The sequence below is a fragment of the Blastomonas aquatica genome, assembly GCF_014639875.1.
GTDB classification, from domain to species: Bacteria; Pseudomonadota; Alphaproteobacteria; order Sphingomonadales; family Sphingomonadaceae; genus Blastomonas; species Blastomonas aquatica.
The window spans coordinates 803554-825308 of sequence record NZ_BMGD01000002.1 but is presented as its reverse complement, the minus strand read 5'-3'; the positions used below and the strand labels follow the sequence as shown (position 1 = coordinate 825308).

Annotated in this window: 15 protein-coding genes and 1 tRNA gene; 6 read left to right on the top strand and 10 right to left on the bottom strand. The window is 60.9% G+C overall.

Annotated elements, in window-relative coordinates; genetic code table 11:
- Positions 1-415 precede the first annotated feature (415 nt).
- Complete coding sequence (locus IEW00_RS08005) at positions 416-1024, top strand: class I SAM-dependent methyltransferase (protein WP_188513822.1); 609 nt, start codon at positions 416-418, stop codon at positions 1022-1024.
- A gap of 5 nt (positions 1025-1029) precedes the next feature.
- Here the strand turns inward: IEW00_RS08005 and IEW00_RS08000 are convergent.
- A protein-coding gene (locus IEW00_RS08000; protein ID WP_229736882.1) for an IS5 family transposase occupies positions 1030-1811 on the bottom strand; the annotation gives its coding sequence in 2 pieces (ribosomal slippage) (positions 1030-1484 and positions 1484-1811; 783 coding nt in all).
- Positions 1812-2166: 355 nt separating this feature from the next.
- Here IEW00_RS08000 and IEW00_RS07995 point away from each other — a divergent pair.
- Both IEW00_RS07995 and IEW00_RS07990 read left to right on the top strand, forming a co-directional pair.
- A complete protein-coding gene (locus IEW00_RS07995) occupies positions 2167-2661 on the top strand; it encodes a hypothetical protein (protein WP_188513821.1) in 495 nt (164 codons plus the stop codon).
- A gap of 300 nt (positions 2662-2961) precedes the next feature.
- A complete protein-coding gene (locus IEW00_RS07990; protein ID WP_188513820.1) occupies positions 2962-3639 on the top strand; it encodes a hypothetical protein in 678 nt (225 codons plus the stop codon).
- Positions 3640-3903: 264 nt separating this feature from the next.
- Here IEW00_RS07990 and IEW00_RS07985 read toward each other — a convergent pair whose 3' ends face one another.
- Positions 3904-5130: a tyrosine-type recombinase/integrase gene (locus tag IEW00_RS07985; RefSeq protein WP_188513819.1), complete on the bottom strand. Its 1227-nt coding sequence runs from the start codon at positions 5128-5130 to the stop codon at positions 3904-3906.
- A gap of 162 nt (positions 5131-5292) precedes the next feature.
- A tRNA-Thr gene (locus tag IEW00_RS07980) sits at positions 5293-5368 on the bottom strand.
- A 264-nt stretch (positions 5369-5632) separates the two neighbouring features.
- On the opposite strand from IEW00_RS07980, the gene IEW00_RS07975 reads away from it, so the two are divergent.
- On the top strand, positions 5633-7072 hold the full coding sequence (locus tag IEW00_RS07975; RefSeq protein WP_229736881.1) for a PAS domain-containing protein: 1440 nt from the start codon (positions 5633-5635) through the stop codon (positions 7070-7072).
- A gap of 180 nt (positions 7073-7252) precedes the next feature.
- Positions 7253-11971: an NAD-glutamate dehydrogenase gene (locus IEW00_RS07970; RefSeq protein ID WP_188513818.1), complete on the top strand. Its 4719-nt coding sequence runs from the start codon at positions 7253-7255 to the stop codon at positions 11969-11971.
- Positions 11972-12082: 111 nt separating this feature from the next.
- On the opposite strand, the gene IEW00_RS07965 is transcribed toward IEW00_RS07970, so the two are convergent.
- Positions 12083-13885 (bottom strand): alpha/beta hydrolase family protein, encoded by a 1803-nt coding sequence (locus IEW00_RS07965; RefSeq protein WP_188513817.1) that lies wholly within the window; start codon positions 13883-13885, stop codon positions 12083-12085.
- A 369-nt stretch (positions 13886-14254) separates the two neighbouring features.
- Positions 14255-16099 carry a translational GTPase TypA gene (gene typA, locus IEW00_RS07960; protein WP_188513816.1) on the bottom strand — a complete coding sequence of 615 codons (1845 nt, stop codon included), beginning with the start codon at positions 16097-16099 and terminating at the stop codon, positions 14255-14257.
- Between the two features lie 342 nt (positions 16100-16441).
- On the opposite strand from typA, the gene IEW00_RS07955 reads away from it, so the two are divergent.
- Positions 16442-16906: an Imm8 family immunity protein gene (locus IEW00_RS07955; RefSeq protein ID WP_229736880.1), complete on the top strand. Its 465-nt coding sequence runs from the start codon at positions 16442-16444 to the stop codon at positions 16904-16906.
- A 128-nt stretch (positions 16907-17034) separates the two neighbouring features.
- On the opposite strand, the gene IEW00_RS07950 is transcribed toward IEW00_RS07955, so the two are convergent.
- The 5 genes from IEW00_RS07950 to IEW00_RS07930 form a co-directional block, all read right to left on the bottom strand.
- A complete protein-coding gene (locus IEW00_RS07950) occupies positions 17035-17793 on the bottom strand; it encodes a crotonase/enoyl-CoA hydratase family protein (RefSeq protein ID WP_188513814.1) in 759 nt (252 codons plus the stop codon).
- A 145-nt stretch (positions 17794-17938) separates the two neighbouring features.
- Positions 17939-19084 (bottom strand): acyl-CoA dehydrogenase family protein, encoded by a 1146-nt coding sequence (locus tag IEW00_RS07945; protein WP_188513813.1) that lies wholly within the window; start codon positions 19082-19084, stop codon positions 17939-17941.
- Positions 19085-19150: 66 nt separating this feature from the next.
- A complete protein-coding gene (locus IEW00_RS07940; RefSeq protein ID WP_188513812.1) occupies positions 19151-20365 on the bottom strand; it encodes an acyl-CoA dehydrogenase family protein in 1215 nt (404 codons plus the stop codon).
- Positions 20366-20576: 211 nt separating this feature from the next.
- Positions 20577-21104, bottom strand: a complete 528-nt coding sequence (locus IEW00_RS07935; protein WP_188513811.1) for a DUF1254 domain-containing protein — start codon at positions 21102-21104, stop codon at positions 20577-20579.
- The gene (locus IEW00_RS07930; RefSeq protein ID WP_188513810.1) at positions 21101-21679 is read right to left on the bottom strand and encodes a DUF1214 domain-containing protein; all 579 of its coding nucleotides are present in this window, start codon (positions 21677-21679) and stop codon (positions 21101-21103) included. The genes IEW00_RS07935 and IEW00_RS07930 overlap by 4 nt, the downstream gene beginning before the upstream one ends.
- Positions 21680-21755: the final 76 nt, after the last annotated feature.

The window sequence follows — 21755 nt, the reverse complement described above, 5'->3', positions numbered from 1 at the left end:
CATCAAATTGGGCTTCCCCATCTTTGCCTCCTGTCCTCAAAATTAGGATCGAAGGCGTCCAGAAATCTAGGGGCTATTCATGCTGCCGGAATGCACAAACATAAGTCGACGGCAGGTTTCAGCGGGAACTGACGTTCGCTCTTATGCGAACGAACGACCGGGTCTGGGTCGCTCTCGGCCGCATCGCTTCGTCTGGATCAACGGCGGCTATCGCATCTGAGCATCCTTAAAGCCGCCAGACCGCAATCCACCCAAAAATGGCCATTCACTGCGGATCGGCGCGCACCCAAAACCGGTCAGGCAGCTATCGCAGCGATTGCGCCAGAACCGGAAATTCTTTTGCCGACCTCATAGCCGAAGCTTTGTGAGTGTCGTATTGATCTCTCATTCAAGCGATCAGGTCTCAGGCTACAGCATGAACACGCACTATGACGATGCCACGATTGAATTTTACTCGACCAAAGCGCTGATTTACGCTGCCACTGCAAGAGAGGGCGTTAGTCCTTATCTTCAACGCTTTCTCGCGCTCCTCAGCCCGGGCGCCTGCATTCTTGAACTTGGTTGCGGGGGAGGATTAGAGGCTGAATTCATGATGGCCTCAGGATTTGACGTTCATGCAACTGATGGAGTGCCAGAAATTGCCGCCGAGGCTGAAAAACGATTGGGCGTTCGAGTGGAAGTTCTCCGCTTCGATCAGTTGAGTGCCGACAGCAGATTCGACGCCGTGTATGCCGCCGCCTCGTTGCTCCATGTGCCGGTCAACTCATTAGCCTCCGTATTGTCCAAAATACACTGTGCCCTCAAACCCGGGGGAAAGCACTTCGCGAGCTACAAATCAGGGGGCGCAGATGGGCGAGACACGTTCGGTCGTTATTTCAATTATCTTTCGCGCGAGCAAGCTGAGCGCCAATATCTGATTGCCGCTCCTTGGTCTCGATTGGTGATAGAGGAAATGACTGGGGGCGGCTTCGATGGCGTGCAGGGGCCATGGCTAACGGTGCTTGCAGAAAAACGTCTGGATTAGGTTTGCTAGGCGGCGTGGACAAATTTGAGCCAGTATCTGGCTGCGGCGATATGGACCATGCTGAGGAAGCTCTCGGCGAGTTGATCGTATCGGGTTGCGATAGCGCGGTTGATTTTCAGGCGACCGAAGAAGCGTTCGATGTGGTTTCGCTCACGGTAGAGCGCCCGATCATGTTCGATCTTTACCCGGCGGTTTGAACGACCCGGGATTACGGCTTCGATTTTGCGGCTGGCGAGGTCTGCGCGGATGGCATCGGCGTCGTATCCCTTGTCGGCCAGCAGCGCTTTTGGTGCCTGCTCCGGCAGTGCGATCAGCGTGTCATAGGCTTTGCAATCGGCCGCTTGGCCGACGGTGAGGTGGAAGGCGAGTGGTCGTCCTCGTGCATCAACCAGGCAGTGAAGTTTACTGGTGAACCCGCCCCGCGAGCGGCCAAGAGCGCGTCGATGAGCCCCCCTTTTCCACCCGCTGCCGAGACGTGGGCGCGAACCGTGGTGCTATCGATGCTGTAGTGCCCGCTGTCTGCCATGATCTCGGCCAGCGTGACTGATACAGCCTCCCAGACCCCGGCCTCGCTCCAACGACGAAAGCGACGGTAGATCGTGTTCCAGTTGCCGTATTTGACTGGGACATCGCGCCACGGTGTGCCGCAGCGAAGCCGCCAGAGAATACCATTGATGATCGAACGGTTCTCTTCCAGCGGTCGCCCACGTCCTCGATTTGCCGCCTCAATCGGCAGCAAATCCCTCAAAACAAGCCATTCTGCTTCGCTAAGATCACCCCGGCTCAACCCTGCCTCCAAAAGGAAGCCTTGAATCAACCACCGAGTCTCGCGTCAACCAATTTGTCCACGCCGCCTAGCTCCCGACTGCGGTCCAAAACAGAAATTCAGCAAGCGACCCAGCTCCAGTCATGAGCGGGGTCGGCTACCGGATCCGAAAGCCGCCGGGCGGCTTCAACGGATTTTTTGCTGGAAGCCGAAATTCTCAAACCGACCCCGAAGCGGACATTTCAATTATGTCTTTATTGTTCGGGCTTTGAATCGAATGTAGAGTAGTCGAGTGAGACTCCTGCCTTACCTCGTCGCGATCGTTTTCCTAGCTGGATGCAGGCCAGACAGTCGGGGAGTGGAGCCCGAGTCACGGATGGGTGTTTCGGACGAGGAAGTCGCTGTATTTGACGTCAGGCCGTATGGCGATATCCCGTATATGGCTTACATCAACCCTATAGATCAGCAGATAGCTTTGTCACGTAGCGCGGCTGATGGTGGAGAAGTGCCTTGCATGCGAGAAAAGATGGTGGATGGTGAGGCCGTAAAAACAAGGCTGCCCATCGATCAATGCGTCTTCATGGAACCCGCAAAAGTCTGGCATGGTCGTTGGTTGAACCAATATGAACATTCGGTGTTCTGCCCAACCGAAGCGGATCAAAAAGAATGTAACGGAGCGAACGCCGATATATGGCTTACACCTCGTCTATTCGACGAGTCCAATGGCAAGAGCTATCGCATATCGTTTATTGGTAGAAAGACACGCTATTCCGGAGAACCCGGAGGGTATGGTCATTTGAGCAGCTACGTATCAGAAATCATCGTGGACCGCGTAATCTCAATCGAAGTAACATTAAGTCCTGTAGAATGAATTATGGGAGCGATTTGCTAGACGGAGATAGCGGCTTCCGACCCAATTTCGGCCATAGGGCAAGCTTGCAGCGTATCCCGAAACCTGATGGGCAGCTATTCGTGCATTGCGGAAAAAAGCTGCCGTTCGGCAAACGACCCCATAGCTGCCGCTGACGTTGCGTGTTACGCCACCCTAAAGCTGACGTACGCTACAATTCTTCATTAGCGAAGTTGAGTTACCTTCCGCATTGGGTGCTGCGGCTCGCAGCACAATTAGAGAGGCAGGGCGATGGGCGTTTGGCGAAGGATCGGCGGCACTATGCTGGCTGCTGCTATTGCGCTGGCATTGCCAGGTTGCGTTGAATTATTCCCCGAGAAGTATCGGTTCCGCCTCACCGTCGAAGTAGACACGCCCCAGGGGCAGCGCAGCGGCTCGAGCGTTTACGAAGTGTGGGCGAACAACAAGACTGCACTTCTTCCCGATGAAGCAAAGCGCGACTGGGGCGTCAGGGGCGAAGCGGTCGCAGTGGACCTCCCGAACGGCCAGACTGTGTTCGCGCTCCTCAAGACGAATGCCAAGCATGGTGACATGGCGGGCATGTCGATGACCGCGCTCGATCCAGCCTATCGAAACGATATCGTCGAGAGCGCCGCGCGGATCGCCTCCGGCGATGGCGTGAGACCGCAAGCGGAGGTCGGGCAGGGAGACTATCCCATGCTGGTGACTTTCCGCGACTTGGCCGATCCGGCCTCGGTCCGGGCTGTGAGCCCCGCTGAATTCGGCTCCGTGTTTGGGCCGGGTTACGCCTTGCGTCGCATTACGGTGAGAATTGCAGATGAGGAAGTGACCACGGGGGTAGAGCGGCGCTTGCCGTGGTGGTCGGAATATCTGCAGCGACATCTGGACGGCACGTCCGCCACCATTGAAGACATGAAAGATGAAAACTTAGCAGCTCATCTATCGGTCGGAGATTTTAGTACGGCGATCGAAGGATGAAGGCTAAGCCGCAAGCAGTAAGGCAGAAAACCACCCAGTTGCGGCCATGGGATGCCCTGCGGCGATTTTCTGAAAGCTGACAGGCGGCTTCAGCCATTTCTTGGCTAGGACCTGCCATTCCGCAAACGGCCCAATTCCAGACATGTCACAGCCAAACCTCACCGAAGTTGGCTGCGAAATGACCAATCGGTCGGGCAGCGGCACATCCTTGATCTAGCTTCAAGATAACGAACCCCCTAGCGGTGACCCTAGCGTTCTCTTTAATCAGCGGCTTGCACGTTTAATGATTGGAACGACCTCCGCACCGACAGAAATCTGATCCAGGTAATCGCTCCACCATTGAGCCATCGCAACACGCTCATCCCAGTGCTGTCCACGGGCATAGGCACCTCGAACAGCATTGCTGTGTCCATGGGCAAGAGCCCGCTCGATTGCATCAGGATGCCATTCCCCGCTTTCGTTCAACAACGTGCTCGCCGTTGCCCTGAAGCCGTGGGAGGTCACTATATCCTTCCCGAACCCCATTCGGCGGTAAGCGGCGTTCATCGCATTCTCACACATCGGTTTCTGTAGCGAGCTTTGGGCAGGGAACATGTACTCTCGCCAGCCGGTATGCTCTCGAAGCGCCTTGAGCAGTTTAAGAGATTGCCGTGACAGCGGTACGCTGTGGGGCCGACGCAGCTTGGTTCGCTCCGCAGGAACGCGCCAGACTGACTCGTCAAAGTCAACCTCGGGCCATTTGCCATATCGTAACTCACCGGGACGGAGGAACACGTGCGGCAGAAGCTGCATGGCAAACTTCACGACCATCCCGCCAGCGTATTCATCGATAGCGCGAAGTACCTGTCCGAGTTGATGAGGCTCAAGCAGTGCGGCATGATGCGTGACAATTGGCGTCGCCAGTGCACCACCAAGCATTGCTGCCGGATCATGCTTGCATAATGCCATCGCGACCCCGTGCCGAAATACGCGGCTGGCGAAGGCCCTGGTACGCACCGCCGTTTCGCGCTTGCCCGCCTTTTCGATCTTTTTGAGCACAGCTAACAGCTCTGCGGGCTCAACGGCGTCGATAGGGCGAGGACCGATGGTTGGCGTCAGATGCGAAAGAAACCAGCGTGCTTTCTCGATGGTGGCCTCAGCCTTTTGGCTGGCAACAAACCGAACTGCAATCAGGTCCTCTGCAACCGACTGAAAGCTGTTGTCAGCTGACAGGCGCGCCCTGATCTTCTCCATTTTGCGGGAATGCAGCGGATCGTCGCCTGCCCTGATCCTTTTGCGGACATCGTCACGGCGCTCGCGTGCGTCGGCTAGCGACACCTCAGGCCAGCTTCCAAGCGACAACCTCTTTTCGGATCCGTGGATCCTGTATTTCACGAACCAGTGCTTCGAACCGTTCGGCCGAATCTCAAGATAGAGGCCTTTGTCGTCGGATTTGCGGTAGACGGTATCAATCGGCTGAAACCCTCTGATTTCTGCGGCTTTGAGAGACATTTGGGGGCACCACGCTTTTTCCTGTCGCAGTGCCCCCAATTGTGCCCCCAAATTAACGAAATCTGGGGGCACAATTTGGAACAAAGCGAGATTCCAGTCACGAGCAAAATAGCTCGAAACCCGCAGAAAATCAACGTTTTGGGACGTTTTGGGAAGGGGTGGTGGTGCCGCTTACGTGACTCGAACACGTGACCCCATCATTACGAATGATGTGCTCTACCAACTGAGCTAAAGCGGCGCAGGGTCGGCGCTGGAGGCGCCGGTGGTGCGGTGCGAGCCGATAACAGCAGCTTGGGCGGGATGCAAGCGGCGTTCAAGCATATGAGTATTGTCACGATCGCGCGTCGCGGCCCCGGCTGCCCTGCCCTAGCCTTCCCTGCTCTTGGCCGGCCAGACCTGCTCAACCCCATGGAAGCAAATTTGCTTTGTGACCTGCCGGTTAACCCAAGTTTTACCCTCTTGAGTGACATTACCGGTCTGTAACACAGGTTGGGACCGATAGATGGATACTCTGCGCGGATATCGCGATGGCATGCACGGCCATGACGACGCAGACGATGCACAGCTTGCGTCTGCAACGCCCGAAGCCGATGATGAAGCACTGATGGATCCGCCCCAGTCGTTTGGCAGCGACGAGAGGCGGATGCACGTGCGTGCCTATAACTATTGGGCCAAGCTGCTGGGAAACCGCGTGTTTCCGTCGATCGAAGACCTTGATCCGGACAACATCGAGGATTTCGGCCCCAACAGCGTGCTGCTCGATTTCACATCAGGCATCGAAAATCCGGCAATTCCGTTTATCGGTAAGGCGTTGCGCGACGAGTGCGATCTGGATGAAGCGGTCGCGTATCTGGACGAGGTGCCGGGCCGCTCGTTGCTGTCACGGATCACCGATCATTACATGCAGATTCTTGCCAACCAGGCACCGATCGGGTTCGAGGCGGAATATCAGAACGATCGCGGCTCCACGATCATGTACCGCGGGATTCTGCTCCCCTTTTCGACCGACGATGACAGCATCGATTTTGTCTACGGCGTCATCAACTGGAAGGAACTGGCGGACAAAAAGCTGACCGACGAGCTGATCCTGCAGATCGACGAGGCTGTGAAGCAGACTCCGCGCAAGCCTGCGCTGCCGATCTGGGAAGACGATCCTGCACAGAATCTGGCACCCGGTGAGCTTGATCTGGGGGCATTTGAAGAGCCGCTCGCGCTTGATGGCTATGCGCTGTTTACCAATGTCACAGATGGCCTGGTCGAAGTCGGCTTTGGCGGCGGCGGTGGCGGCGGCGATGAGCCCCAGACAACCAATGCCTTTCCGGCGGCCGAGATTCCCGGCGGCGACGCCGCTTTGGCCGATCTGCTCGATTTCGCGCGCGCCCATGTCGATGCGGCGCTGGCAACCGAAGAACGTTCGCGCGCCTCGCTGTATGCCGCCATCGGCCGGGCGCATGATTTTGCGATCGCCGCGCGCGGTCGTCCGGACGATTATGCCGAGTTGCTGGCCGAAAGCGGTATCGCGGCGCAGGCCCGTGCGCCGATGACGCCCTTGGTCAAGTTGGTCTTCGGGGCAAGCTACGACAAGACGCGGCTTGCAGAATATGCGTGTGTGCTGAGTTATGCAATGCGGCGCGACATTCCGCGCGGTGGCCTCGCCGATGTGCTGGCCGATCAGCCCGGCGGGCTCAAGGCAATCGTGCAGCAGGAACGCCGCGCGCGCCGCGCGAAGGACGACGGCAGCGGCGATACGGCGCGCAAGCTGGAGACGCGCCGCAAACTGCGCAACACCCCCGCACAGCCGATCGCCAATGTCGATATCGGCGATGCTGAGTTCGTCGTGCTGCTGGCCCGGCGCGATGAGGCAGGGTCGCTCGAGATTGTCGGCTTGGTGGGAGAGGACGACCCGCTGGCGGACAAGATCATGCGGCGTGTTGCGGGTTAGGCTAATTGCAGCCGTGCGGGCTCTGTAACAATTTATCGATTAGCCGAAAGAAAATTACGCGCATCTGTTGTCGCCCCTGTGCTGTGCGCTTGAGAACCAGCGGTGAATGGCGCATAAGCTGGGGCATGAGATCCCGGAACAGATGCCGCAATACAGCGCGCACGCGGGCACGAGGAACACATGGCCGATAACCCGATTGCTCCGTCCGATCTGGATGCGGGCTCCAGCGCATCTTCCGGTTCAACCCCCTTCAGCGATCCTGAGCAGCACGCGCGGTTCTGCGGCGTGCTGGCCGACGCCTTCCAGAAGGGCGCGCTCCCCGGCGAGAACGAAGGCTTTGATGAGGCTGCGTGCAGCGAAGCGGCCGATTTCGCGCTCAAGGCTATGGCGCACCGCCCCTCGCCCGACACCGTATTGCTGATCGAATCAATTCCCGGCCAGGCTGGCCATCGCCACATGCGGCTTGCCATCATCAATGATGACATGCCGTTCCTGGTCGATTCCATCGCGGCTGCTGTCTCGCGCTTCGGACTTGCCATCGACCGGGTGATCCACCCTGTGGTGGCTTTGCGCCGCGATTCCGATGGAATGTTGAGCGAGATCTACACCGACGATGCGCCGGGCGAGCGCCGCGAATCGGTGGTATATCTCGAGATCGAGCGTGCCGATGCTCGCCAGCGCAAGGCGCTGGAGGCAGGGCTGCTGGGCGCGATGGCCGATGTCCGTGCGGCGGTGACCGATTGGCCGATGCTCCAGGCGGCGATGGCGGCTGATGCTACTGCCATGGCCGATGGTGAGGGCGCCGCGCTGCTGCGCTGGTTCCTCGATCGCAACATGACACAGCTTGCGCATCTGCGCGTTCGTCGCGATGGCAACAGCGAAGCTCCGCTGGGGCTTGCACGGATCAACGAACAGCCACTGCTGGCCGCGCACTCGTTCGATCACGCCTTTGCCTGGTTTGAAAGCGGCAAGGCATCACCGCTCATCATAAAGTCGAACTTCATCTCCACGGTGCATCGGCGGGCTCCGCTCGACCTCATCATTCTTCCGATCTGGGAGGATGGCCGGGTCGCCGCTCTTTCGGTACATGGTGGTATCTGGACCAGCGCCGCGCTGGCCGCCGCCCCCGAGCGGGTGCCGGTGTTGCGTGCCCACCTGAAAATCCTGATGGACAAGTTCGGTTTTGCGCCCAATGGCCATGCCGGCAAGGCCTTGTCGCACGCGCTGACCGCGCTGCCGCATGATTTGCTGATTGCCTTCAGCCTCGAGAATCTGGAGCGTGTGGCGCTCACCGCAATGTCGCTCGCCGACCGGCCCCGGTCGAAGCTCGTAACCGTGCAGTCCTCGCTCAAGCGCCATCTGTTCGTGTTCGCCTGGCTCCCGCGCGACGAAGTATCGACCGGACGCCGCGTGGCGATCGAGCGGATGCTGATCGAAGCATCGGGGGGGAAGACGCTGAGTTGGTCGATTTCGCTCGAAGACGGCGAGATCGCGCTGATCCGCTATGTGCTCGATCTGCGCGACGGCGGAACGCCCGTCGATGACGCGGCACTCGACGCAGCCTTGCGCGCGATGATCCGCGGGTGGGAACCGTCAGTCGAAGAAGCGCTGATCGCATTGGGCGAAGATAGCCGCGCAGCCGCGCTCGCCAGTCGCTATGCACCGCAATTCCCGATGGCCTATCGGTCCGATTATGGTCCGCAAGAGGCAGCGCTCGACGTGGTTCGCCTGCGCGATCTCGACAGCCCGGAACAGCACGGCGCGCGCCTCTATCGCAAGAGCCTGGATTCGGCGCAGAACCTCCGGTTGAAGCTCTATAGCCTTACCGGCGCGATCCCGTTGTCGCAAACAGTGCCTGCGCTGGAGAATTTCGGCTTCGATGTGCTCGAGGAAATCCCGACGCTGCTGGGCAACAGCGATTCCGGACACATCCACGATTTTCTTCTGCAGCTTCGCGGTCAGGGGGATGTCGAGGCACTGTTGGTGCGCGCCGGGGCGATCGAGGCGGCCATTTCCGGGACACTTGAGGGCAAGGCCGAAAACGATCCCTTCAACCGCCTGATTGCAGCGACGGGGCTGGAACAGCGCGCGGTGATCTGGCTGCGGGCCTGGTATCGCTATCTGCGCCAGGCGGGCCTGCCATACGGCATCGGCACCGTGGTCGATGCGTTACACGATGCGCCCGATATCGCCCATGCGCTTGTCGCATTGTTCATTGTGCGCCACGATCCTGCGTTCACCGGCGACCGCGAGGCTGCGACTCAGGCCAATCTGGCGGCGATTACAACCGGGCTGACGAAGGTCTCCGCGATCGACGATGACCGGTTGCTACGGATGATCCGCGCACTTGTCATGGCGGTGTTGCGCACCAACGCGTTTGCTCCAGCGGCAAGCCTGGCGATGGTGATGAAGATCGACAGCGCCAAGGTTCCGGGCCTTCCGGCCCCGCTGCCCTGGCGCGAGATGTTCGTCTACTCGCCGCAGGTCGAGGGCATCCATCTGCGCGCCGGTCCGGTTGCCCGCGGCGGCCTGCGCTGGTCCGATCGGCGCGACGACTTCCGCACCGAAGTGCTCGGCCTGATGAAGGCGCAGCGCGTCAAGAACGCGGTCATCGTTCCAACCGGCGCCAAGGGCGGGTTCTTCCCAAAGCAGCTGCCCGATCCCTCGACCGACCGCGAAGGCTGGCTCACCGGCGGCAAGGATGCCTACAAGACCTTCATCCGCACGCTCTTGTCGGTCACCGACAATATCGTCGATGACAAGGTGGTGCACCCTGAAGGCGTCGTTATCCACGACGGTGAGGACCCCTATTTCGTGGTCGCCGCCGACAAGGGCACCGCGACTTTCTCTGACACCGCCAATGGCATCGCTGCCGAGTTCAACTTCTGGCTGGGCGACGCGTTCGCCTCGGGCGGCAGCCAGGGGTACGACCATAAGGCGATGGGCATCACCGCCAAGGGTGGCTGGGTGTCGGTCCAGCGCCACTTTGCTGAAATGGGCATCGATGTGCAGACCGACCCGGTCCGGGTTGCAGGCTGTGGCGATATGTCGGGCGACGTGTTCGGCAACGGCATGCTGCTGTCACGCTCGATCAAGCTGGTTGCCGCGTTCGACCATCGCCACATCTTCCTTGATCCCGACCCCGATTCCGCTGCCAGCTGGGCCGAACGCCAACGGTTGTTCGACCTGCCGCGTTCGAGCTGGGACGATTATGACAAGGCGCTGATTTCGCCGGGCGGCGGCGTGTTCGCCCGCTCGATGAAATCGATTCCGCTGACGGCCGAGGTCAAGGCGATGCTGGGCCTCGATGCCGACGAGATCGAGCCGGCGGCGCTGATCTCGGCGATCCTGCGCGCGCAGGTCGACCTCTTGTGGTTCGGCGGCATCGGCACCTACATCAAGGCCGCGTCCGAGAACAACATCGACGTCGGCGATCCCGCCAACGATCCGCTGCGGATCAACGCCGAGCAATTGCGCTGCAAGGTCGTCGGCGAAGGTGCGAACCTGGGCGTCACTCAGGCGGCGCGCATCGCGTTCTCGATGATCGGCGGTCGGATCAACACCGATTTCATCGACAACTCGGCGGGCGTCGATTGCTCGGATAATGAGGTGAACATCAAGATCGGTCTCGCCGCTGTGACGCGTGCCGGACTGCTCGACGAGCCCTCGCGCAACACCTTGCTCGCATCGATGACCGATGATGTCTCCAGTTTGGTGCTCGAGGACAACCGGCTGCAGGCGCTTGGCCTTTCGATCGCCGAACGTGCAGGCGTCACCGCCCTGCCCTCGTACATTCGGCTGATCGAGCATTTCGAGGAACAGGGCCGTCTTGATCGCAAGGTCGAGGGGCTGGCCGACAATGCGACGCTCAGGCGCCGCGCGCAGGAGGGCTTCGGCCTCACCCGGCCCGAGCTCGCTGTCGTGCTCTCGACCGCCAAGCTGACGCTGCAGGATGCGATCGAGCGGATGCCGCTCGCCGATGATCCAACGATGCGTCCCGAGCTGCTCGCCGCGTTCCCGCCGCAGATGCGCGAGGCCTATGGCGACATCCTGATGCAGCATCAGCTGCGCGGCGAGATCATCGCGACCAAGCTTGCGAACCGCATGATCAACCGGCTGGGGCTGATCCATCCGTTCGAGCTCGCCGAAGAGGAAGGCTGCACGCTGGGCGATGTCGCAGCCGCGTTCATCGCCGCCGAACGGCTGTTCGCGCTGCCTGCGATCTGGGCCGAGTTCGACCATGCCGAAATGGACGAACAGGTCCGGCTGATGCTGTTCGATGCCACCGCCAACATCGTGCGGGTCCACATTGCCGATGTTTTGCGTGCCAGCGCCGACGGCTTGATGCCCGGTGCCATTGTCGCGGCGCTCAAGCCCGGGGTCGACGCACTGATCGCCGGAATGGACGACCTGCTCAATGCCGAGGCTCGGCTGCAGGCGGCGCGCCAGGCGCAGGATCTGGCATCGCAGGGCGCTTCTGCGGTCCATGCCGCGCACATCGTGCGGTTGACCGGTCTCGATGGCGCAGCGGGCCTTGCCAACCTCGCCAGCACCAGCGGAACCGATCCGATGCTGCTGACCCAGGCGTTTGCCGATCTAGGCGCTACTTTGGGCCTCGACTGGACCCAGATGACCGCCACCCGCATGTCGCCCAGCGACCCGTGGGAACGGCTGCTGGTCTCCGGCCTTGCCCGCGATTTTCAGCAGATGCGGCTCGACTTCCTCAACCGCGCCAATGGCGGCGATCCGCAAGCGTTCGTGACTGGCTGGACCGATGCCAACATGCCAAGGATCAAGCAGTTCCGCAGCCTGGTCGCGCGAGCCCAGATGGACACCATCCCCAGCGTTGCCATGCTCGCACAGATCGCAAGCCAGGCACGGATCGTACTGGGACGGTAAACTGCTCACCGAGGTCAGCGCACAGCGACGCAGACCTCGGTGATTGAGAAGGCGATTGAGAGGGCGATCGAGCGGTTGATCTGGCCGCCGATCGCTCTTCAGCCGATGGGTTTACGCCGGATTGTGCCTGGCCAGAAACGCCTCGAGCCGCTTCAGCCAGTCGGTCAGGTTCGCTGGGTCATCAAGACCATGGCCTTCGTCCTTGTAGCTGACGTATTCGACGTCCTTGCGATGAGTTTTAAGTGCGGCCACGTATAGCTTGGCCTGCTTCGGCGGAACGTTGGTATCGTCTTCGCCCTGCGCCACGAGGACCGGGCGTTCCAGCCTTTGCGCCTGGGCGAGCGGTGAGACCGCATCCAGATCGAAGCTTTCCTCGCCCTGAACCTTGTTCCGGAACCGGCGAAGACCGCTGCGGCTGAGAAACTTAGCGTCGTATTTGAGCATTCGCTTCCAGTCGGTGACCCCGGCAAAGCTAGCCGCACATCGATAGCGTTCCGGATTGCGTGTCACCGCCCACAATGCGGCATAGCCACCATAAGACGAGCCCACCATGCAGACCCGCTTGGCATCCACGATGCCTTCCTGCACCAGCCAGTCCATGCCATCATCGAGATCGTCCTGCATCCGCCGACCGATGGCGCCCTCGCCCGCCTTGATATGGGCATCGCCATAGCCACCGGAACCGCGATAGTTAGGCTGCAACACCGCATAGCCCCGGCTTGCGAGAAACTGGACCTCGACCTCATAGCCGATGGAATCGCGAATTCCATACGGACCGCCGTGCGGCAGGATGATCAGCGGCAAGCCCTTGGCCTCGCGCCCGATCGGCAGGGTCAGATTGCCATGAATCGTCAATCCGTCGCGGGTCTTGTAGCTGACATAGGTGCTGGGGCTGAGGCGTGCGGGTTTGAGGTCGGAATTGATCCGGACCAAGACCGACATGACGCCTGTGGATTCACGAAAGATGTAATAGCTGCCCGGATCATTCGACGCACCGACATGATACAGCTTCACCGTGCCATCACGGCTGCGGGAAACCAGCTGGCCATGCTTGGTACCCAGCGCCTTCTCGACGTTTCGATGCATCTCCTGCTGCGCCGGATCGAACCAATGCACGCGCATCCGGTCGTCGGTGAAATAGGCTGCCGAAACGGTGCCATCTGCATTCATGTCAAAATCGGCGATGTCATTCTGATCATGACCGAAGATCCGTTCGCCCACCGCCTGTGTCGCATAATTGTAGCGGTGGAGAGCGTACCGGCCATTTTGCGGTGCAGCCAGGATGTACCCTTCGTCCGATCCGCCGATGACCCGGATCCCCTCGATCAGTCCGGCCCGCTGTTCATCGTCATAGCTAATGGTCGCAAGCTTCTTGAAACCACCTTGATCCGAAGAACGATAATGCAGCGTCCAGTTGCGTGCCCGATAGCTGACCCCGACGCGCACCACGCCGGTGTTGTCGGCATACCATTCCCAGATGCTGTTCGAAGGAGACTGGATTTCGGTCAACCGGCCGGTGTCCAGGCGTGCCTTGAATACCGAAGGATAGTCATAAGGGGTGCGTTGGATCGACAGCAAGGCCCAGTCCCCGCTGGGATCGACGTACAGAAGGTCATCCCCCTCCAGCCCCTGCGATGCCTTGCCGATGAACTCGATTTTCATCGTCGTGGTATCGATCGACATCAGATAGGATTTGCGGGCTTCGTCACCGAACCAGGGGACGGTTTGCGAAACACTGACCAGAATGCGGTTGTTGCCGGCCCAGCGGTACCAGTTGAGGTCCATTTTATCGGGTACCGAAACCGGGTGCAGATCCTGGTTCGAAAGCTCCCGGAAAACGACAAACAAGTTGCCGTTACGGCGCGTGGAAAACAGGATCCGCTCACCGTCGGGCGAAAGCTTGGGCGTGCTCAACAAAGGCAGCCTCGCAAACACCTCCGCGTCATAAGGGGCATCCGCCACCGCTTGCGGCGATGCACTGGCGCTATCCTGGGCGCCAGCTGCCGAAGACAAAAGCCCGGCCACCACGGCCAGCCACTGCCATATTCGTCCCAAACCCATATAAAATGCCCCCCAGCAATCTGGCCGCCGATGTAACCAATACATCCGCAACCCTCTGGTCTTTCAACCAGTTTCTTTCGTCGGCTTTATTCCTCAGGGGGGATTAGGAACACAATGCTAAAGCGCGATGACAATCGGCGGAGGCCATGTGCGGACGGCGACATTGGGCATCGCCGTAAGTTTAGCGCACCGGAAGCGATGCTCCCGGTGCGCTGGTAAACCTTATGCCGCTTCCTTCTTCCGGCCCTGCTTCTTGCGCTCGTTCGGATCGAGGTAGCGCTTGCGCAGGCGGATGGTCTTGGGCGTCACTTCGACCATTTCGTCGTCGTCGATATAGGCGATCGCCTGCTCGAGGCTCATCAGCCGCGGCGGGGTCAGGCGGATGGCGTCGTCCTTGCCGGTCGAACGGAAGTTCGTCAGCTGCTTGGACTTCATCGGGTTGACCTCAAGGTCATCAGGCTTGGCGTTTTCGCCGATGATCATGCCTTCGTACACCGGAATGCCTGAACCCAGGAACAGCGAGCCGCGTTCTTCCAGCGCGTTGAGCGCATAGCCGACGGTATCGCCGGTGCCGTTCGAGATCAGCACGCCGAGCTGACGCCCGGTGATCTGGCCCTTATAGGGGCCATACTTTTCAAACAATCGGTTCATGATGCCGGTGCCGCGCGTGTCGGACAGGAACTCGCCGTGATAGCCGATGAGGCCACGCGAAGGCGCGCTGAAGGTGATGCGGGTCTTGCCGCCGCCCGAGGGACGCATGTCGGTCATCTCGGCCTTGCGCATCGCCATCTTCTCGACAACGGTGCCCGAATGCTCTTCGTCCACGTCGATGACGACGGTTTCGTAAGGCTCTTCGCGCTGGCCGGATTCGGTTTCGCTGGCTTCGCGGAACAGCACGCGCGGACGCGAGATGCCCAGTTCGAAGCCTTCGCGGCGCATCGTTTCGATCAGCACGCCCAGCTGCAATTCGCCGCGGCCGGCAACCTCGAAGCTGTCCTTGTCGGCCGATTCGGTGATCTTGATCGCGACGTTCGATTCAGCTTCGCGATACAGGCGGTCGCGGATCATGCGGCTGGTCACCTTGGTGCCCTCGCGGCCCGCAAACGGGCTGTCGTTCACCGCAAAACGCATCGACAGCGTCGGCGGATCGATCGGCTGAGCATGGAGCGGCTCGGTGACGCTGGTCTCGCAGATCGTGTTGGCGACGGTCGCGGTGGTCAGACCCGCAATCGAGATGATGTCGCCAGCGTTGGCAACATCAACAGGTACGCGCTCGAGGCCGCGGAACGCCATGATCTTCGAGGCACGGCCGGTTTCGACGATGTTGCCTTCGGGATCGAGCGCGTGGATCGCCTGGTTGGTCTTGACCGAACCCGAGAACACCAGACCGGTCAGGATGCGGCCAAGGAAGTTGTCGCGATCGAGCAAAGTGACGAGGAACTTGAACGGGCCATCGGGATCGGCAGAAGGGGCAGGCACATGCTCGACGATCTTCTTGAACAAAGGCTCGAGCGTGCCTTCGCGCACTTCAGGCGTGTCGCCGCAATAACCGTTGCGGCCCGAGGCGAACAGCACGGGGAAATCGAGCTGCTCGTCATTGGCTTCGAGGCTCACGAACAGGTCGAACACCTCATCGAGCACTTCCTGCGGGCGGCCATCGGGACGGTCGATCTTGTTGACAACGACGATCGGCTTGAGGCCCAGAGCCAGCGCCTTGCCGGTGACGAACTTGGTCTGCGGCATCGCTCCTTCGGCAGCGTCGACGAGCAGGATCACGCCATCGACCATCGAGAGGATGCGTTCCACTTCGCCCCCGAAATCGGCGTGGCCCGGGGTGTCGACGATGTTGACGCGGGTCAGGTTGCCCTGCTGGTCGTCCCATTCGATCGAGGTGCACTTGGCCAGAATGGTGATGCCGCGTTCTTTTTCAAGATCGTTCGAATCCATCGCGCGCTCTTCGACGCGCTGGTTGTCGCGGAAGGTGCCCGACTGGCGGAAAAGCTGGTCAACAAGGGTGGTCTTGCCATGATCGACGTGCGCGATGATGGCGATATTGCGAAGGGACATGAAAAAAGAGCCTGTATCAGGGGATTTCTGGGGAGACCGATAACCGGCACGTCCCTCTCGCCGGGCCCATAGCCCATGGCTTGCTGCGGCGCAACAACTAGCGCGTTGGGGGTGTTCCCCAGATCCTCCCCGCCCCGGGGAGGGGGACCATCCGCAGGATGGTGGAGGGGCAGCGGGATTGTGCAACACCTCGAACGGACAGCCCCCAGACGCTTCCCCTCCACCATTCGCTTCGCGAACTGTCCCCCTCCCCTTTGCAGGGGAGGATTTGGGAAGGCGCCATCTCACCACCCCCGTCATCCTGAACTCGTTTCAGGTTGACGGGTTAGCATTCCTATCGGCTTGGCGGATGGTGGCTTTGCAGCGAAATCCGCGAAAAGCCGTCGTTCAGCAAACGGCACCATTGCGGTCATTGGACTTCCGAGGCATCTTTCGGTGATGAAGCGCGCAAATCTACAACCCGAGCTTCGCTCTTTGACTGGTCAGGTTGATGAAGACCTTTCTGATCTGACACCAGTTTCCGGGAGCTTTTGCCATACGCTTCGTGCCGAGATATGCGTGAGGGGAGAAAAAGGCGCCGACGCTTTCGAGTTTGATGTATGCTCGCCGGAATGGCTGGAGAACGAACTGGACAGCTTCCCCATTCTCTCCGGCGGTCCGAGACTGATTACCAAACGGTTCGATCCGGTAGTCGTTGAAGAGTATGTTCGAAAACGGTTGCTTCACGCCACTGGCCCAGATTGGCAGACCGTAGCCACAAAGCTGGGGCAATGGTCTCCCTGGGAGTTTGATAGTTACGAAGCCTGACGGCAACTTCCCACCCACTATCCGTCATTCAACAGAATCGATCGCTGGCCCGATAGCGGATCTCCCAACACCTTGCTCGCAGGAGTCACCGAGCGACGGTCCCTCCCAAAAACCCTCAAAGCCCGCGCCTACTTCCCCGTCCAGTTTGGCGCACGCTTCTGTGCGAACGCCGCAGCGCCTTCGCGGGCGTCCTGCGACACCATCACCTGGCCGACGAGCTCCTGCTGCTTGGCCCACATCTCCTCGTCGCTCCAGCCGCGCGATTCGACGATCACCTGCTTCGACACGCGCACCGCGAGCGGGCCGTTGGCGCTGATCTTGTGCGCCAGTTCGAGCGCGCCGTCGATCGCCGGGCCTTCGACCACGCGGTTGACGAAGCCGATCTCGTATCCGCGTTGCGCCGAAATGAAGTCGCCGGTCAGCGCCAGCTCCATCGCGATGCGCGGCGGCACCTGGCGTGGCAAACGCATCAGGCCGCCGGCAGCTGCGGCAAGACCGCGCTTGGTTTCGGGGATGCCGAACTGCGCCTTGGCATTAGCAACGATCAGGTCGCAGGTCAGCGCGACCTCCATCCCGCCGGCCAGCGCATAGCCATCGACCGCGGCGATCAGCGGCTTCTTGGGCGGGGATTCGACGAACCCGGCGAAGCCCTTGCCCTTCACCATCGGCAGTTCGCCGGTGAGGAAGGCCTTGAGGTCCATGCCCGAGCAGAACGTGCCGCCCCCCCCCTTGATGATGCCGACGCGCGAGGCGTCGTTATTGTCGAGTTCCTCCATCGCCGCCGCAATGCCTTCGGCCACGGCGCGGTTCACCGCGTTCTTGGCTTCGGGTCGGTTGATGGTGATGATGAGGACGCCATTCTCGGCCAGGGTTTGCACTTCAGACATAAGAATTCTCCCAAAAAGACCCTCCCCTTAAGGGGAGGGGTTGGGGTGGGGAATATGCTTCCGGCAACCCCCTCTCCCAACTTTGCCTGGACCGGCTGCGCCGGATCAAGGCTTCGTATCTCTCTCCCCTCAAGGGGAGAGGGCGCTAGAACAACAGATCCGCCAGTTTCGACCGGTGCCAGGCAGCGTCGCCGTACTGGCTGGCGTGCCAGATCGCGCTGCGGCGGTAGAGCCCGGCGTCGCAATCGTGGGTAAAGCCGAAGCCGCCGTGGAACTGCACCGCGCGGTCGGCGGCGAAGCTGTAGGCCTTGTCGGCAGATGCCTTGGCCATCCGCACCGCAATTTCGCCGACGCCCTGCTGGCCGAAATTGTGCGCGGCGCTGAGCATGTGCGAACGCGCTTTTTCATAAGCGACATAGGCGTTGGTGATAGGGTGCTTGAGCGCCTGATATTCGCCGATCAGTTTGCCGAACTGCTTGCGGGTTTTCAGATACTCGATCGTGTAATCGATCGCGCTCTGCGTGCCGCCGCACATTTCCGCCGCTTGCAGCAAGGCGTTGGCGAGCTCGATCTGGCCGAGCGCGCTGCCCGAGCGCCCGGCATCGAGCAGCGCGGATGCGGGGATCGTGATCCCGTCCAATGTCAGCTCATAGCTGCGCTTGGTCTCGTCGATGATGATCTCGCGGCGCAGCGCACCGTCGGGGATCGCCGAACGCTCGATCAGCGCCAACCGCAGCGCGCCATCCACGGTGACCGATGCGATCACCAAAGCGGCGTGCTGCGCATAGACCACGAATTGCTTGGTGCCGCTGAGCACATAGCCCTCGCCCTGCGCCTTCGCGCTCGCCTCAACATGGCCAAGGTTCCAGTCGCCATGCGGCTCGGTCAGCGCCAGCGTTGCCACTTCGCCCGCGACGATGCGCGGCAACCACTCGGCGCACTGCGCCTCGTCACCCGCCGCGAGCAGCGCCTGCGCGGCGATAGTGCAGGTGGCGAACGGCGTGGCGAGCAGCCGCCGCCCCATCTGTTCGGCAATCGGCGCGACCTCGGCCATCGACAGGCCCACGCCGCCGTGCGCCTCGGGCACCGCGATGCCCAGCCAGCCGAGATCGACGATCTCCTGCCAGACGCCGGGGTCATAGCCATGCTCGTCGTTGATCAGCTTGCGCACCTTGTCGATCGGCGACTTGTCGCGGCAAAAGCTGGTGGCGACATCCATCAGCTCGATCTGCTCTTCGCTATACCCCAGCCCGCCGAGATGATCGGCGAGATTGCCTTCACTGAATGCCATGCGTAATCCTTTTGCAGTCGCGCAACTTAATGCGAAAAACCGGTTCCCACTTTTTCGCGTTGCGCTTTAGCGTCCCTTCGGCAGGCCGAGCACGTGCTCGGCTACGATGTTGCGCTGGATCTCGGACGTGCCGCCGCCGATGGTGGCGGAGAAGCTGTTGAGATAGCTGCGGTGCCAATAGCCGTTATCGACCGCGCACGGATCATCGACGTAATAGCCGCCACGCGTGCCCTGGAAGCTCAGCGAGAATTCGGTGAGCTCGCGGATCATCTCGGTGCGCGCGAGCTTGTTCATCAACGCGAGGCCCATCGGGCGGTCCTGCACCAACGGCCCCATCCGGCGGCGCTGGTTGTTGAGGTTCAATGCCTGGATATCCATCATGAAATCGACCATGCGATCCTTCATCACCGGATCGTCGAGCAACGGCTTGCCGCCGCGCTGCGATTCGCGCGCGAGTTCGACCACGCCCATCGCGTCGAGTTCCTTGAGGAAATAACCGCCCGCCAGGTTCACCTTGGCGCCGCGCTCATATTCCAGCGTCTTCATCGCGATCTTCCAGCCATCGCCCTCGTTGCCCATCAGGCATTCGGCGGGAATACGCGCATCGGTGAAGAAGCACTGGACAAAGCCATATTCCCCGGTGAGCTTTTTGATCCGCCGGGTCTCGACACCGGGCGCATCCATCGGCGCAAGGAAGAAGCTGAGGCCCGCGTACTTGTTCGGCCCCTCGTTCGAAGTGCGCGCGAGCAGGATCATGTACTTGGCGCGATCGCCAAGCGACGTCCAAATCTTCGAGCCATTAAGCACATATTCTTCGCCGTCTCGCACGGCCTTCAATTGCGCATTGCCGAGGTCGGAGCCGTTCTCGGGTTCGGAGAAACCCTGACACCAGATATCCTCTGCGTTGAGCATCCCCTTGATGTACTTCTGTTTCTCTTCCTCGCTGCCGATATCGAGGATCAGCGGTCCTGCCCAGCCGATGCCGATCGCGTTCAGCATGATCGGGCCGTCGTATTTCTTCATCAATTTGGTGGCGATCCGCTGGAAATCGGGGTGCAGCCCGCCGCCGCCATATTCGCTCGGCCAGCTCGCGCCGAGATAGCCCGCCTCATAGACCTTGCGCTGCCAGGCGCAGAGGAACTCGAACTGCTGATCGGTGCTGACCTCCATAAAGGTCAGCGGCAGCATGAAGCCTGGGTCCTTGGGGGTATTCTCGCGGAACCAGGCGTCGGCCTGGGCTTCGTACTCGGCCAGTTCGGCTGGCGTGGGGCGGGATGACATCTTCTCTCTCCTGCATGAGCGGACTATGCGGCGCGGCTGGATTCGCGCTCGTTTAATCGTCCGGTTAAATAGGGTATGCAGAGGTGTGCTGCGGTTGTCTAGCCGGGGCGATGATTTTCCTTTCACCGTCACCCCGCGTGCGCGGGGGTCCCGCTTTTGCGCTACCGTTTTCGAAATAGCGGGGTTCCCGCTTTCGCGGGAATGACGGGGTTCAGGATTGTGTCAAAGGTCTGCAATAGGACTGCTTACGGTCCTGCGCCACCGCCTCGAAGTCCGCAGCATCGTTGAGCAGCACGCGCAGCAGAGCGACGCCCTTGGCACTGGGCATAATCACCTTGCGTACCCCGGCAGGCACTGCCTGACCGGCGGTCGCCAGCACGATCTCCACAGGCTGGCCCTTGCTGTCGCGGTCGCTCTCGACAAACGCGACGTTGGTCTGGCTGTCGAACACGGTGAGCGACCAGTAATGGCCCGCCACCGGCTGAGCGTGAACTTCCAGCGGCCCTTTCGACAGATCAAAGGCACACACCGAGTACGCCAGATCGGGGCTGGGGCGGACGATCGTCTGCTTTTCAGCGGTCACCAAGGGCGTGTGCGTCATCCGGTTGACCCCGGCCTGCTCGGCCAGCCGATCCCATGCGCGGCCCATGATGAACTCCGGGGCAAGCGCGAGCGTCCCATACCAGCCCGTCGCCGCCGCGAGCAGCGCCAGCAGCGCAGGCCCGATCCAACGCGTCATGCCTTGCACTCCGCCCGCTCGATCTGCGGCAGATCCACCGTTCCGCGTTCGCGGAGCAGGCGCTGGGAGGGGTGATAGGCGCGCAATGTCAGCTCGAACGGCTGGTCGTCAGGCACTGCGATCCAGTGTGCACTGGTTCGCGCCGGGCCGATATTGACCTGCCAGCGGCTCGTCTCGGCCGGACTCAACGCCGCGCTGCCCAGCGAATGTGCACCCGCCACATTGGGGATGAGATAACCCTTGGCGTCGTACAGCGTCAGGCTCCACCAGCGCGCATCGATCGCGCCGCCGGTGACACGATAGCGGCATGCACCCGTCAGCGCGCGCCCCTCGCTGTCGCTCGCCGCGTTGAAATAGATCGCCTCGCGCTCGGGCAAGGCCAGTAGGCCGCGCAGCGCTATCGAGGCGCGGGTAGCGACGCTGGCATCGGCGGTGCCCACCTTATGCGCGGTACGCCAAGGTCCATTGGCGATGCCATCGGCGGCAAAGCTGTCGCGCAACTGCAGCACCGCGATGCCTGATCCCAGCGCGATGCCTGCAACTAGCATCAGCGCATAGCGAACTCCAGCGTGCATGACCCCTCCTGTTTTGGCAGAGCCTATGCCGGAAAGTTCCGGAGCATGGCAAGCAGGAAGGCGATGGCGGGTCAGC

Coding starts and splice junctions, on each gene's coding strand:
- IEW00_RS08005 (WP_188513822.1), top strand. CDS start 416: ATGAACACGCACTATGACGATGCCACGATTGAATTTTACTCGACCAAA.
- IEW00_RS07995 (WP_188513821.1), top strand. CDS start 2,167: ATGGGTGTTTCGGACGAGGAAGTCGCTGTATTTGACGTCAGGCCGTAT.
- IEW00_RS07990 (WP_188513820.1), top strand. CDS start 2,962: ATGCTGGCTGCTGCTATTGCGCTGGCATTGCCAGGTTGCGTTGAATTA.
- IEW00_RS07985 (WP_188513819.1), bottom strand. CDS start 5,130: ATGTCTCTCAAAGCCGCAGAAATCAGAGGGTTTCAGCCGATTGATACC.
- IEW00_RS07975 (WP_229736881.1), top strand. CDS start 5,633: ATGGATACTCTGCGCGGATATCGCGATGGCATGCACGGCCATGACGAC.
- IEW00_RS07970 (WP_188513818.1), top strand. CDS start 7,253: ATGGCCGATAACCCGATTGCTCCGTCCGATCTGGATGCGGGCTCCAGC.
- typA (WP_188513816.1), bottom strand. CDS start 16,099: ATGTCCCTTCGCAATATCGCCATCATCGCGCACGTCGATCATGGCAAG.
- IEW00_RS07950 (WP_188513814.1), bottom strand. CDS start 17,793: ATGTCTGAAGTGCAAACCCTGGCCGAGAATGGCGTCCTCATCATCACC.
- IEW00_RS07945 (WP_188513813.1), bottom strand. CDS start 19,084: ATGGCATTCAGTGAAGGCAATCTCGCCGATCATCTCGGCGGGCTGGGG.
- IEW00_RS07940 (WP_188513812.1), bottom strand. CDS start 20,365: ATGTCATCCCGCCCCACGCCAGCCGAACTGGCCGAGTACGAAGCCCAG.
- IEW00_RS07935 (WP_188513811.1), bottom strand. CDS start 21,104: ATGACGCGTTGGATCGGGCCTGCGCTGCTGGCGCTGCTCGCGGCGGCG.
- IEW00_RS07930 (WP_188513810.1), bottom strand. CDS start 21,679: ATGCACGCTGGAGTTCGCTATGCGCTGATGCTAGTTGCAGGCATCGCG.